The organism is Bacillota bacterium, from assembly GCA_012727955.1.
GTDB lineage: Bacteria > Bacillota > Limnochordia > DTU087 > JAAYGB01 > JAAYGB01.
The window spans coordinates 1-12,959 of sequence record JAAYGB010000037.1; the positions used below are offsets into that span (position 1 = coordinate 1).

Annotated in this window: 11 protein-coding genes; 4 read left to right on the forward strand and 7 right to left on the reverse strand. The window is 48.7% G+C overall.

All coding sequences use genetic code 11. The features are described from left to right. Nucleotides 1–332 precede the first annotated feature (332 nt). Nucleotides 333–1,304, reverse strand: a complete 972-nt coding sequence (locus GX030_07105; protein ID NLV92141.1) for a nucleoside 2-deoxyribosyltransferase — start codon at nucleotides 1,302–1,304, stop codon at nucleotides 333–335. Between the two features lie 220 nt (nucleotides 1,305–1,524). Between GX030_07105 and GX030_07110 the strand changes: the two genes are divergently transcribed. Further along, complete coding sequence (locus GX030_07110; GenBank protein NLV92142.1) at nucleotides 1,525–2,157, forward strand: transcriptional regulator; 633 nt, start codon at nucleotides 1,525–1,527, stop codon at nucleotides 2,155–2,157. A 230-nt stretch (nucleotides 2,158–2,387) separates the two neighbouring features. Here the strand turns inward: GX030_07110 and GX030_07115 are convergent, their stop codons facing one another. Continuing rightward, nucleotides 2,388–3,536, reverse strand: a complete 1,149-nt coding sequence (locus GX030_07115) for a hypothetical protein (protein NLV92143.1) — start codon at nucleotides 3,534–3,536, stop codon at nucleotides 2,388–2,390. Between the two features lie 276 nt (nucleotides 3,537–3,812). Further along, a complete protein-coding gene (locus GX030_07120; GenBank protein ID NLV92144.1) occupies nucleotides 3,813–4,811 on the reverse strand; it encodes a Gfo/Idh/MocA family oxidoreductase in 999 nt (332 codons plus the stop codon). A 663-nt stretch (nucleotides 4,812–5,474) separates the two neighbouring features. Here GX030_07120 and GX030_07125 point away from each other — a divergent pair. Both GX030_07125 and GX030_07130 read left to right on the forward strand, forming a co-directional pair. Continuing rightward, complete coding sequence (locus GX030_07125) at nucleotides 5,475–6,668, forward strand: ROK family transcriptional regulator (protein NLV92145.1); 1,194 nt, start codon at nucleotides 5,475–5,477, stop codon at nucleotides 6,666–6,668. A 599-nt stretch (nucleotides 6,669–7,267) separates the two neighbouring features. Next, entirely contained in the window at nucleotides 7,268–7,615 is a 348-nt protein-coding gene (locus tag GX030_07130) for a hypothetical protein (GenBank protein ID NLV92146.1), read from the forward strand. A 502-nt stretch (nucleotides 7,616–8,117) separates the two neighbouring features. Here GX030_07130 and GX030_07135 read toward each other — a convergent pair. The 3 genes from GX030_07135 to GX030_07145 all read right to left on the reverse strand — a co-directional run bounded on the left by GX030_07135 (nucleotide 8,118) and on the right by GX030_07145 (nucleotide 11,402). Next, nucleotides 8,118–8,441: a nucleoside triphosphate pyrophosphohydrolase gene (locus GX030_07135; GenBank protein NLV92147.1), complete on the reverse strand. Its 324-nt coding sequence runs from the start codon at nucleotides 8,439–8,441 to the stop codon at nucleotides 8,118–8,120. 34 nt (nucleotides 8,442–8,475) lie between these two features. Then, nucleotides 8,476–10,881 (reverse strand): DEAD/DEAH box helicase family protein, encoded by a 2,406-nt coding sequence (locus GX030_07140; protein ID NLV92148.1) that lies wholly within the window; start codon nucleotides 10,879–10,881, stop codon nucleotides 8,476–8,478. A 221-nt stretch (nucleotides 10,882–11,102) separates the two neighbouring features. Further along, the gene (locus tag GX030_07145) at nucleotides 11,103–11,402 is read right to left on the reverse strand and encodes an IS110 family transposase (protein ID NLV92149.1); all 300 of its coding nucleotides are present in this window, start codon (nucleotides 11,400–11,402) and stop codon (nucleotides 11,103–11,105) included. A gap of 280 nt (nucleotides 11,403–11,682) precedes the next feature. Between GX030_07145 and GX030_07150 the strand changes: the two genes are divergently transcribed. After that, nucleotides 11,683–12,726 (forward strand): hypothetical protein, encoded by a 1,044-nt coding sequence (locus tag GX030_07150; GenBank protein ID NLV92150.1) that lies wholly within the window; start codon nucleotides 11,683–11,685, stop codon nucleotides 12,724–12,726. A gap of 23 nt (nucleotides 12,727–12,749) precedes the next feature. Here the strand turns inward: GX030_07150 and GX030_07155 are convergent, their stop codons facing one another. Then, entirely contained in the window at nucleotides 12,750–12,830 is an 81-nt protein-coding gene (locus GX030_07155) for a DUF945 domain-containing protein (protein ID NLV92151.1), read from the reverse strand. Between the last annotated feature and the right edge of the window lie 129 nt (nucleotides 12,831–12,959).

Consider the following 12,959-nt stretch of genomic DNA (forward strand, 5'->3'; position numbering starts at 1 on the left):
CCTCCCTTATTGATTGGCTAAGTCGTCGTCATCATTTCAGTTACCATGATAGCCCGTCACTGTAAAATCCAAAGACAGGGTAATGTAAAATCTAGTTATGATTCAGGTTGCAAATTTGTTAATGAAAAGAGATAGTACTCGTCTTCAATGCCTAAGGCACCGGCTGGTTTTCTATGTTGTCGATATGCACAACCACCAAACAAACGAAGAAAAGGGCTCGTTGGAATACCAATAGGTCCCACGAGCCCATCTCATACATGATTGCTTGTTCACTTTGACTTATCCCAAAGAGCGAAGTATCGCCGGTGATCACCGATAGGAATATTGCAGTCTTAAGCTTCCCGATAATAGAATGCCGTTTCAATCATTGCCTTGAAGTTTTCCGGCTTTACGTAGGGTGCGATGGTATTGCTGCTGCCTACGCAGTATCCTCCATCATAACCAAGTTTCTCAATCCTATCTAACACCATTGCCTCTACCTCTTCTGGCTCCCCGCGGCTTAAAAGGTCAACATCTATATTTCCAATCAGGCAGAAGGTGTCTCCCCATTTCTTTTTTACCTCAACGGGATCCATGGATTTTGGCTCTAGGGGATGAATGGCATTAACACCAATCTCTGCGAAATCCTCAAACAGCTCCCACAGATTGCCGTCGGTATGATACAAGAAGGGGACATCAAGCTGTTGTGCCAACTGGGCGATTTTCCGTACCCAAGGAAAGAGATACTTTCGATACACATCGGGATGGACAAAGGTTCCGGTATTGAAGGCCAAGTCATCGGTGTACCACAGGGCTCCAATCTTATCTCCAGCCTCTTCCACACACCTCAGGTTCATTGTGTAGACAGCCTCACCTAGCTGCAAAAAGAGAGCTTCTATCAACTCTGGGCATGTGTACAAGCACTCGCAGAAATGCATGAAACCCATTGCTTCCCAGATATGGGTGAAAATATCCGCTGTCGAGATAATCAACTTCATCTCTTGTGGATGTATCTTGCACATTTCCTTGATATGATCATAGCCTACGTCGTCCGTTTTCTGCCACGGCCAAGTCTGCGAGTGAAGATCCTCCATGGTCTGAATTACACCGACACCTTCGGCAAGGCTGCTTCCAGTCTTGTCACGGATATCAACAACGTTAAAGTCGTAACGTGGTCTCAAATGAACGTAGTCGTAACCAGCGTTGATCCAAAACTCCAGTTCATCCTCGACGGTACGCAGCTCCCGTCCCAGCACCCACTCCTTTATTTCGAGCGCGATACCAAAATCGCATACCGGAGGACGATCGGGCTTTCCTTCAAGCATCAGCGTTCGCCTGATACGTTCAAAATCAGGTTCAGGCTTGATGTTAATCCCTTTGGTCATGGTAATCACCCTTTCCGAGGATGTTAACTCTCCTTGGCAGATACGCAGGATTGACTTGGGTATCGGTGAAGGGATCAATGGAATCTGAGCATTACGACTAAGATGTTCTCCATGGGGGTAGACTTTGCAATAGATCTCCCGGGTGAAGGAGGGGCTGTTTGTGTCGGCGAGCTTCGACTACAAAAAGGCGTATAAAGAGCTGTATCGGCCGAAGGAGAAGCCGGTGCTAGTAGATGTACCGGAAATGACTTTTATCATGATTGATGGCAGCGGGGCACCGGACGATGAGAAGTACCAGTCAGCAATCAAGACCTTATACTCCCTTTCCTACACCATCAAGATGAGCCACAAGAAGGGACAAGCACCGGAAGGCTTTTTTCAATACGTGGTACCGCCGCTGGAGAGTTTGTGGTGGAGCAAGAACGGTAAACTAGATCCCACTATGCCGAAGTCTGATTGGCTGTGGAACGCCATGATCAGACGACCGGAGTTTGTCACTCCGGAAGTATTTCGCTGGGCCGTTGAAGAGTGCAAGAAGAAAAAACCGCCGGTAGATGTATCAAGGGCACGACTGGATAGCTTCAAGGAAGGGCTTTGTGTACAGATTTTGCATGTGGGTCCCTATCACGAGGAGCATCGTTCCACCGCCCTCTTAGAAGAGTATATTGCAGAGAATGGCTTAACAAATCTCGTCGGGAAGGAACATAAGCATCACGAGATCTACCTTTCCGATCCCAACAGAACGGCACCGGAGAAACTGAAGACAGTGATTCGCTTCCCGGTTAGTAGATAGAGCGATGAAGAACGGCGAAGTCCAGCAGCAAAACTGGGGGATAGACCCGGGCTAAACTACTCGAATTTATCCCTCTTGTTCTCTCCAAGCATCTTCTACAGCTCTACTTCGACCTCAAGGTCCTTTGACCGCCAAAGGAACAGAAGGGCTCGATAGGACACTAGCATTTCCCACGAGCCCTTCATAGAAAATTGCGTACTCACAATGAATTGACGTAGAACCCCATCGTCCTAGCCAGCTAGCTCCCTACTTAGTCCCGCAGTCATCGCCGCCTGGTTCCATGCCAGCAGAGTGTCCTCCCGTTCACTCTTCTGGCAGGTATAGGTTAAGAGCAGATGGCTTCGCTCGCCCTTCTTCGCTGCGGTCAGACATCTAGTGAAGTACTCATATAGAGTTTCATCGGTTGCTTTGGGGACTGATCCATAGTAAACCTTGCCCTCCCGGGCGCATCTAGCTAAGACCTCATCCATATCGTGGAACTCTGGATTTCCGAAGTTGATACCCTTAACGTATGGATTGGCCATTACTGCTTCAAAGAGATAGGGGTTGCTGCCGCAGTAGTGAACATAACCACCGCCAAAGTGCTTCAGGATGCGTTCAAGATAGGGGACAACGAACTCATCTATATGTTCCTTGGAAAGAAGAGTAGAGGTATCTTCGCTGGTCTTGATGCCTCCGATTTCACGAGGCATTACCAAATTGTTGTAGTGCGCGATCTTGGACTCTGAATCGGGAATAACCTTGAAACACTCTTCCATCCCCATCACAATTGCCTCACAACAGAGATCAAGTAGGTGATGGACAAAATCGGGATCGTCATACAAGTCATAGAAGATTTCATCACCGTATACTAGATGAGCAGTATCAAAGGCACCCTGAAGATCCATGGGATAGACCATACAGCCCGTTTCATCCAACTTCTCTGCCATGAAAGCCATGTGGTCAAGTCCAGCCTTGAATTCGTCGCTAATGGTCAGATCTTCAGGCCCCATTCGCTTCAGTTCTTCCTTTGACAAACGTTCTTGAACCCAGGGCATTTTGTCTTCAAACAGCTCTTGCTTGATGCCGAAGAGTGTTGGGAATATTCCACAGCCCATGTTAGCTCTCACTGAAGGAACGGCCTCTGCTCCGCCATAGACGGCGCTCATCATTTGCCGAAACTGACTGGCAAACATTTTGTCGGTGTCGTAATGGATTTCCTTTGTATTATAATAGGGGAACTTCCTGTCATCCTCTTCATCAAGGGAACAAGATAGTAGCAAAGGTGGACGTTCGGGGGTATCACCCATCCACAAACGGATCTGCTGCTCAGCAGCCCTTTCGAATCTGTCTCTATGTTGCTTCAGCTCTTCTATCGTCTTGGCAATAGCGTCATTCATGGCAGGACTCCTCCTTTCACGACCATATTGAAATAGGTCGCATCTTCCCCACAATTGCCTTTGATTTCACCATCTCTCACTAGCTGAGTTTACGCCGAATTTCTTAGTTCCCTCTAATTCTCAGCGTCCCCTCTACTTCCTAACGCGAAAAACCGCCCGTAGGCGGTTTCGTGTTCCTAGTAGTTCTATTGATCCCACTTGGTCTATAATAGGCACTATCCCATGCTCGCCTTCGTTCGGATCTTTCCTCATCTCAAGACTTAACGGGTGAGCTTCCTACATCCGTTCTGCCTTCTGATAAAACCGCAGACACCAGTCAAGGTTTCGCAGCGAGTCAGATGCGTTCTTAAGGCCGCTGACCCCTTGCGCAATTTCTTGAGCAACTATCTCTACGATGTTCGGCCCCTCGGTTGATATCTTCACTACTTCAGGCTGCTTCATTGCTCTGGTTCGATAAGTAATCGTGGGTTCGCCCACGTTGTACTTGATCCACCCCTCATCGGCAAGAAGGCTAAATCTCGTGCCAAAGGGCAGCGTGGCAATCCAGGTGTCTTCAATGTTCACAACGCAATCGGACTCGAAGGTAAAACTTGCCGTGCCGTAATCCTCTAGGCTCAGATCCTTATATCGCAGGTTGCCCGCTACTCCGCTAACGTCTGTGGGGTCGGAGTCCAACAGGTAGCAACTTACGTCTAGGTGGTAGATGGCATGGTCGATCCAGGCCCCTCCCGGAGCCTGATTAGCATCAACCCACCAGCCAAGACAGCTGCTATCATGCCATCTTCTCGGTAGACCCGAATGGCTCTGCCAGGTAATCGTACGAACGGCTCCCAGTTTTCCACTGTCTACCCAGGCTTTAACTTGTTTCACCCAAGGTAATTGCCGTTGGTAGGTCTCATATCCCCAGAAGAACCGACCACTCTGTTGCACGGCATCCCTTACCCTACTGGCTTCATCGACGGTGAAGGCCACGGGTTTGGTAGAAATCACGTGCTTTCCAGATTCTAAAGCCGCCACACAGACAGCGGCATTCCGATTGGTCGGCAAGAAAGACGCTACTACATCGATATCCTCCCTCATTACCATCTCTAGGGGATCGGTAAAGGTTGTGATAGAACCATCATCTAGACTTCCTAGTACATCATCTAGTTGTTCTTTGTCCTCATGGGCTATTGCTATTAGACTGACAGAGTTGGAGTTGATTGCAGACTTGACGAAGGGAATTGCTGAATACCAATGATGCAGCCCTGCTACCCCGATTCGCAACTTGGCCATCTCTAGCCCTCCCAGAGTTCAAAAGCCTTTGTGCCCTTAAAACAGACGCATCCATAATATATAAAAATAAAGGGGTGGGGATACGCAAATCATCAGCTTGGTTTTTGGACCATTTGGAGGTTGTTAGTATAGCCTATTATCTATGCTGTGAACCGGCTTATGTCGTAACGATGGCTTTTTTCAGAGAGCACACTACACCCAGTCTCTAGAGCGCAATTGTCATGGGAGCGAGTAAGTTGTTTAGGGTGCACACCAACATCCAACTTAGCATCGGGGAGCAAATTAGAGTCTGTGAAGATGTGGGAAATAGAAAGATGTTCGCTGCTGGATCGGCTGGTGCAGGGACGACCTCCGAGATCGCTACCCATTTCATTTTTAAGCTGAGCGTAATCAGGAGATGCGCTGACGGTGCGATAACCCCCACCCAAACTTTGGCAAGTCGTAGCTTTGCAACGCAACGTCTTTCATCGATTGAATCTATTAGCCACAGGTCAGCCTTATCATTTGGACTGCGATGTTTATTTTAATGACTTTATTAAAGGTATTTAATAAGTTTGTAACAAATAATAGCATTAAGGCTGACCTAGCTATATTCTCATTCTTTTCTAGTATGTTAAGTCCTTCTTTTTCGCTAAAATTTCCCCAAAAAGGTGGTGCCACTAAATGCGCAGGATTCACAGCTCGTCTACACCAGCAAACAGCAGACTAGTTAGTTCCATGAATACAGAGCTGATCCTCGACTCCTTAATTCAGTTGAGAAGGGCCTCTAAGTCCCAATTGGCTCGAGAAACCAACTTGAGCTTTCCTACGGTATCAAAACTGATCCAAGAATTAGAGACCAGTGGTCTAGTTATCGCGGTTGATGATCATCATCAGACCGGGGGACGACCTTCCACACTGTATCAGTTTAATCCGGAGGTAGGCACCCTGATTGCCGGCGATGTTACCAGTGACTTAATCAAGCTGGTGGCCATAGATTTTCTTGGCAACGAAGTAACTAGATCCGAGGTTGCCGTGCCCAATGGGCCTCCTTCTCCCAGTGACGTGCTCAAGGCCATTGAGGGACTTTCCTATAAGCTAACGCGCCCACTGAAGGGAATATGTCTGTCGATACCCGGGTTGATTGACTATACCTCCGGCACTGTTCAAAGGTGTCTTAGTCTAGATTGGGGACGTATCCCTTTGGGCCAAATGATTACCGACAAGTTTGAGGTACCGGCGATCATTGAGAACGACGCAATCGCTGCGGCTATTGGGGAGTTCTATGCCGGAGACGGTAACCGTGACAGCAATGAAACCTTTGCCTATATCGCGATTAGTAGGGGGATCGGTGCAGGAATTGTGGTCAACGGCAGAGTTCTCCGCGGGCGAAGAACTCAACCGGGAAGTATCGGTCACACCATCATCGATTACTCTGGTAAGACCATTTGTCGGTGTGGGAATACAGGATGTCTCGAAGCCTTGGCAGGACAAGCTGCTCTGGTTAGCACCGCTCGCAAGCTGGGCATAGTCACCTCAGTAGAGGAGACAGCGGCAGTTAAGGAGATTGTCCAACAAGCGGAAGAGGGAAACCCAAAGGCCGTGGAGCTCCTTCAAGAGGCGGGATCAATGTTTGCAATCGGGATAAACAACCTACTTCTCACTATTGACGGGGAAAAAGCGGTCCTAGGAGGAACCTTGGCACTCAGTTCCATATTTCTCGACGCCGTTCGTTCTCAACTAACTAGACTAAATCCCATCCTCGGCCGGTTTGTCGATGTGATTCCATCGACCCTCTATCCAAACGCGTCACTGGAAGGGGCTTGCTTTCTGGCACGGGAATCACTGGTTTATACCACGATCAACGGTGAGGAGTAGAAAGATAACGCCATATGAGCCTTTACGCGACAAAGCCGCTCATAGGGGCGGTTTTGAGCTATCAGGCGCCTTGTCATAGCGTTTTCTTTTTCGGTTGATAGTCCGAAATCTAGAGTTCTATGGCCCGAGGATCAACTTGGTTCACCCGAATCTGTTAAATTCAAGGAAATTACCAAAGTTTATCGAATTTAGGGCATGCCTAGTACAGATTATCTAGCGCCCGAATCGGGTAAACTCATAATGTGGGTTCTTTTCTGATACGGAATGAAGTTGTAACAGGCCGTGAATAATTGGTATTTTCGGGAGTAAACATAGTACCGGGGTGATCCGGTATTATGAATAATCGTTGGCCAGTTTATCTAGAGTGCTCATATGACTGGAGGGGAGGCAGTGCGGTGAACGGAGAGTTCAATTACAAACCAACATGGGTGATTTCTAGCAATCCTAGGCTAGATGCCCTAGATGCTTTAGAACAATTATATCGTAGATTGATACTTCAAGTAGAATGGTATAGCGATCAGACAATTGTCGATGAACCTACTCGTACCCGAAGGGTGAACTGGATAAGGAGTTGGCTGGAGAGCGACGGGCAGGAAATCATGCGAGAAATCAGGAGCAAGATACAAGCTGCCGACGACTCGACAAGGGAGAAGATTCGGACCGCCATCATGGCTCGACAGGAATTGCTAGATATTGCTCTTGACGATATTAGAACTCAGGAAGATGTAGAAATCGTATGGCAGTGGATTCAGAACTCACTTGTTTCACTACAGCTGGCCTTCAGGACTCTCCCAGCCGAAACCGTTAGTAATGAGATAGGTAACGTATTCCTCGATGACCAAGAGATTCTATATAAAGGTACCACGTCCGATGAGTACACATACGCTCCCTTTGAGCTAGAAGATGGTTTGACTCAGACTCAAGCTATGAATAATGTGGCGGCGTAATCACTCGACAAATGTACTGCGGTGCAATCAGTTCTATTGCAGCGCAGTCTTTATTTGGGGGTGTGGACATGCATAGGCCATCTATCAGCGATACAAACGAGTACCGCAAATTGATCGAAAGCATAGATCTATCCGGGATTTCTCTCATCAACCTATCCCAACGCTGCGAAGTCGAACTGAGTCCACCCTTCAGGGTGGAGCATACATTTGCAGTACCCCAGGACGGAATTGATCTGAATAAGTTAACAGCTGAGGCTCATTTTGGCCTGAAGGCAATACCTTCAGACTCGGACGAGGAACATCCACACATCAGTATAGAGATGGTATGGCTCGCTAGATACGAGTTCAAAGCGAACGAAGAATGCGAATATACCACGGAAACACTTAATGAATTTTTCCAACGAAATGTTCCCATAAACATCTGGCCGTATATCAGAGAGACGGTATTGACTTATGCTGGTTCCACTGAGCCTTTCTCCTCCAAGAGGCTTCCTAGTACCTGTTAATCCTCAACCCACTTGAGAAGAATTCTGTCCTTAAAAGCTCCTCGCTCTTCAGCTTTCTTGGCGCGAATTGCCTCAAGTTCCTCGATGCTTACTCCTTTTGCCTGGGCGATGGCATAGACTACCTCGAGAATATCAGCCAGTTCCTCGATCTGGCCGCCAACATCCTTGCTGGCCAGGTACTCATCCCATTCTTCACTGAGTTTTCTCTCTAGTTGGGCGAGACATTCTGACTCTCCGAGAACTGCAGTGACGCATTTCTTGCCAGCAGCCTCAATGATTTCAGGGATGCGGTCCCTCACCAATTTATCGTAGTAGGGCATTGTCTATCTCTCCTTGATAGCCAAATTAGCTGTCTCAACCATCGTCTCGATCTCTGTAACGCTTGGCGAAATAATCGGTTTCCCGATACTTCAAGATATCCTTAATATGCCGCACCAGTTTCGGACCAGCATAGGGATGCAGGGATTCATCCAAACTGAAAACTCGGTTGACCTCATCGTAATGAAAGAACCGGCTGCGGGACAAGTAGCGAACGGGATTCCTTCTGGCCAGACGCGCAAACTGTTTCGGAGTCCTGGTGGCCCAGTCCCGGTTGCTCTTGTCCTGGAGGTCCCGTTGATGCAACTTGCTGGTAACGTAGTATTCCCGGAATGCCTCCCCAACTCTGTCTATAGCCACTGACATGGACAAGCTGCCCTCAGAAGTGATCAGAGAACCAATCGTTGGTATCTTGTAGGACTTTTTCATGGAGGTTTTTTCCAGTTCTCGCAAGAACTCCTCCGCCGGCGTTCCCAACCAGCTCTCTTCTTCCTCGTCGAGGGCACTGGCCGATGCCAGAAACCGCAGCCAACCGTCCCGGAGATAATGCCGCATGGGTATGTCTGAACCTTGATACATGTCGAACCTCCAGGGTCGGCGCCCAAGCCCCTCCCACAAGATCGCAAACTCGTTTTTCATCCGCTTCTGGAGCGGATCCCTCTTTGCCAGCTCTTCAAATAGGTCGAGGAGCCGGAAATCGAATTGAACCAGGCACCCGGGAGGGTATTCAATGGACCTTTTCCATTCCTCTACTGCCTCTGGCTTCATTCCCGACAGAAGATAGGGAATATAATGGGCTCGCTTGTAATTCCCGATAAAATCTAGGACCGTTAAGTGGTTCTTACCCTCATGCAGCCGCAGTCCTCTTCCCAGCTGCTGAAGAAAAACAGTGTAAGACTCCGTTGGTCTGAGAAAAAGCACTGTATCCAATGATGGGATGTCTATCCCCTCGTTGAATATGTCCACGGCAAAAATCACTCTGATTTTTCCTTGTTCCAGCAGCTCTACCGCCCTCCTGCGGTCCGCGGTGTAGGGAGAACTGGAGCTTTGGCTGTGAACAGCCACCGACGGCACGCCCCTTTGACTGAAGTACTGGGCCATGTATTCGGCATGTCTAATGCTGACACAGAAGGCCAAGGTACGGCGGCCAGCCATTTGTTTGTATTTTTCCAGGACTAGGTCGGCCCGTTCTGTCCTCGAGAGTTCCCGCTCCAGGTCTTCGGTAACATAGGTTCCTCGGCTGATGCGCACCTGGGAGTAATCGACCTTTTCATCATAGACTCCGTAATAGTGGAAGGGAACTAGTAGGCCCCTGCCTATTGCTTCTTTTAGGCGGATTTCGTAGATGACATTGTTGTCGCAGAGTTCGTAGATATCTCTGTTGTCGGTGCGGTAGGGGGTTGCCGTCAGTCCCAGCAGAAAGTGAGGTTCGAAGTGATGGAGCAGTGTGCGGTAAGAGTTGGCTGCTGCGTGATGGAATTCATCGATAACCACATACTGGAAGCGATCTCTGGGGAATCTAGACAAATGCTCCGGTCTGGCTAAGGTTTGAACAGTGGCCAGGCAGATGTCGCAGTCTGTATCGTGTCTGCCGCCGCTGTAGTAGCCAATAGCGGCATCGGGTCTTACGTTGCGAAAGGCTTCCTCAGCCTGCCGAAGGATCTCTTCCCTGTGGGCCACGAATAGGACGGGCTTGTACCCTTGAGAATCGAAGGCTGCTAGATAAGTCTTTCCCACCCCGGTAGCTGCAACGACCAGTCCCTTGTCTACCCCCTCTTCCCTGGCTTGACGCAGGTAGTAGAGAGCTTCGATTTGGGCACCCCGGGGTTCCGGCTTTTGTCTAGGGGCAGGTGAGTAAAGGGCAGACTCTTTCCTGACCAGGGTGTTTTGTCTCCAGGTTATGGCATAATCCCTAAGGGATTCCTCTTTCAGATCCTCTGCTTCATGCACCCACAGCTCTTCGAATTCCTTCGAGAATCGGTGGTAGTCTGCAGGAGCATTTCGCCGTTCTACCCGGTAGTTCCACTCAACGCCGGTGATCAGGGCCGAACTGGATAGATTCGATGAGCCCACATAAACTTCTGAATTCTCTGGGTCATAATCGTAGTCGAAGATGTAGGCTTTGGGATGGAAGGAACGATTTCCATCTTTAAACAGCCGAATTTCCACGGCATCGCCCAGGAGATTCAGCAGGTAATATATGGCCGAGGGTTCAGTAACCGATAGATAAGTACCGGTAAGGATCCGAATCCGAGCCCCACGCCTGGCTGCTTCCTTCAGGGCAGGTCCAATTAACCGCACCCCCGACTCCATTAAGAAGGCTACGAGAAATCTCATGTGATCGGCCTTAGCAATGGAGCACTGCAAGTGTCTGAGGAGGGGATCCTTCGACCCAGTGATGGAGCTGTGGGAATGTGCATTACCTAGTGGCGCTCGGTTCATGCAAGTTTCCTCTCTTTCGGGAAGGCCTGCAGGCAGCAAAGAAGCTGCCCGGCTGGTGTGGCGGGATCCTTACGATAATCTTCAGGCTATGCTGCGAAAGTCCTTGTCTTGACGGCATGGCTCAAGACCTGAGAGACTGAGTACGCAGCATAATCATGGGCTCGAAGTCAGGCTATACCAACTTACAAGCCCATGTGGATTCCAAGCTCGAATTAGTGCAGTTAAGAGAAAACACGACCAGAGAGGAAAAAAGTATAGTCCTTACTCCTACCTCCCTGTTCTAAAAAACTGCGTTCACACTTGGCAAAACATGGCTGGTAAATACTTAGCATAGGCATAATTGAGCTCGCCTTCTCCTCTTTGGACCTTCGATTGCAGATTCCTTGGAATTGATCCTTTGGTGGAACTGCGGCATCGATACCCGCATAGGCCACCAGAGCTTTGGCCTTCTCGAATCTATGGATATCGCCGGTCTCCCCAATAACGGCAGCGGCTAAGACAATTCCCATTGCCTGTTTCAATCACGTGCCTAAAAGTGTTTCTGGGGAACGCGATTCTTGCAAGCATTGGCCAATGACCTCTTCTAATTCCCTGACTTGTTCTTCTATGAACTCAATTGGCTGCAGTAAGAGGACTCAGGCTGTTTCCGGACTAGTATAGGAAGAAATGGACTCTATCGTGGCTGCCGTGACTTATTTGGTAATTGTACTGTTTTTGTGGCATAACGACCTTGAGTTTAGGGGATTGCGCTAGCCGAATTGAGAGGATAGCTCATTAGCGATATGGAGGGGATCCATTGTCATGGAAGGCAAGAACGAAAAGACTGTTAACTTCCTCAAGGCTGTGAGGTGCAAAAATCCAGATTGGATTCCAGCTCGGATTGGAATTATGCCGGCTACCTGGAAGAAGTATCGTGAGGATCTGGAACATATTGTCAAGGCCCATCCAGCATTGTTTCCAGACGCGAATGAAAACCACGATTATGATTTCATTGCACAGCCCTCATACAGATTAGGAAAGTATGTCGATCATTGGCATTGCGTCTGGAACAATGTTGAGGAAGGGTTGGAGGGACTGGTTGTTGGTCATCCATTAGGTGATTGGGACAACCTGGAGTCCTTTGTTCCCCCAACAGTTCCTAGCGATGATGATGCCTTCTGGCTAGACGTAAAGAGACGGTTTGAAAGGGAGAAAAGAGAAGGCAACTTAGCTCACGGCGGGATGGAACATGGCTTTATGTACATGAGGCTCTTCTACTTGCGAGGATTTGAGTATTTCATGCTAGACGTTGCTATGAAGGATCCCAGGTTGGACACGGTAATCGATATGGTCCTGGGCTATAATCTCGCTATGGTCAAAAAGCAGCTAGAGTTAGGTGCCGAACTGATGGACTTTGGGGATGATCTTGGAACCCAGAGAAGCCTGCCGATTAGTCCTAGTGATTGGCGCCGGTACCTAAAGCCCTGCTATGATAGTATCTTTGGAGCATGTAGAGATGCTGGAGCAATAGTTCGAATGCATACCGATGGTCATATTCTGCCGATCATCGACGATCTGATAGAATGCGGGGTTGACATACTTAACCCCCAGATCAGGGCCAATGGACTCTATAACTTAGTGGACATATGCAAAGGCAAGGTCTGTGTTGATTTGGATCTTGATAGGCAGCTGTTCCCCTTTGCTACGCCGAGCCAAATACATGACCATGTTAAGGAAGCAATCGATGCTTTTGCCCCGGACAATGGTGGATTGATGCTGTATGCAGAATGCGAACCGGATATTCCACTAGAGAACATAGTGGCACTGTGCGAAAGCCTGGAACGCTATGCACTGGGTATGGAGTGATTGTTACGGATATGCCTCATGCCTCAGATTAGTTTTTTCTTTGCACCGGCCAAAGCAACGTTCAGGGTGTTCCGGCATAGAACTCTAGTTGGAGTACCGACCATGTTTACTCCAGGTGTACCATCCTGAGATGGGCCAGCACAACGTAACTGTCAATCCAATCAGCGCCCTTAACCACGAGAGTTTCGGGGCACTTCGCCAGAATCCAAATAAGTGAGTCCACCACGCAGACT

Excerpts from the sequence above, each read along its gene's own strand:
- GX030_07125 (NLV92145.1), top strand. The coding sequence starts at position 5,475 with ATGCGCAGGATTCACAGCTCGTCTACACCAGCAAACAGCAGACTAGTT.
- GX030_07130 (NLV92146.1), top strand. The coding sequence starts at position 7,268 with ATGCGAGAAATCAGGAGCAAGATACAAGCTGCCGACGACTCGACAAGG.
- GX030_07155 (NLV92151.1), bottom strand. The coding sequence starts at position 12,830 with ATGGTCGGTACTCCAACTAGAGTTCTATGCCGGAACACCCTGAACGTT.
- GX030_07105 (NLV92141.1), bottom strand. The coding sequence starts at position 1,304 with ATGCTTGAAGGAAAGCCCGATCGTCCTCCGGTATGCGATTTTGGTATC.
- GX030_07150 (NLV92150.1), top strand. The coding sequence starts at position 11,683 with ATGGAAGGCAAGAACGAAAAGACTGTTAACTTCCTCAAGGCTGTGAGG.
- GX030_07135 (NLV92147.1), bottom strand. The coding sequence starts at position 8,441 with ATGCCCTACTACGATAAATTGGTGAGGGACCGCATCCCTGAAATCATT.
- GX030_07115 (NLV92143.1), bottom strand. The coding sequence starts at position 3,536 with ATGAATGACGCTATTGCCAAGACGATAGAAGAGCTGAAGCAACATAGA.
- GX030_07120 (NLV92144.1), bottom strand. The coding sequence starts at position 4,811 with ATGGCCAAGTTGCGAATCGGGGTAGCAGGGCTGCATCATTGGTATTCA.
- GX030_07140 (NLV92148.1), bottom strand. The coding sequence starts at position 10,881 with ATGAACCGAGCGCCACTAGGTAATGCACATTCCCACAGCTCCATCACT.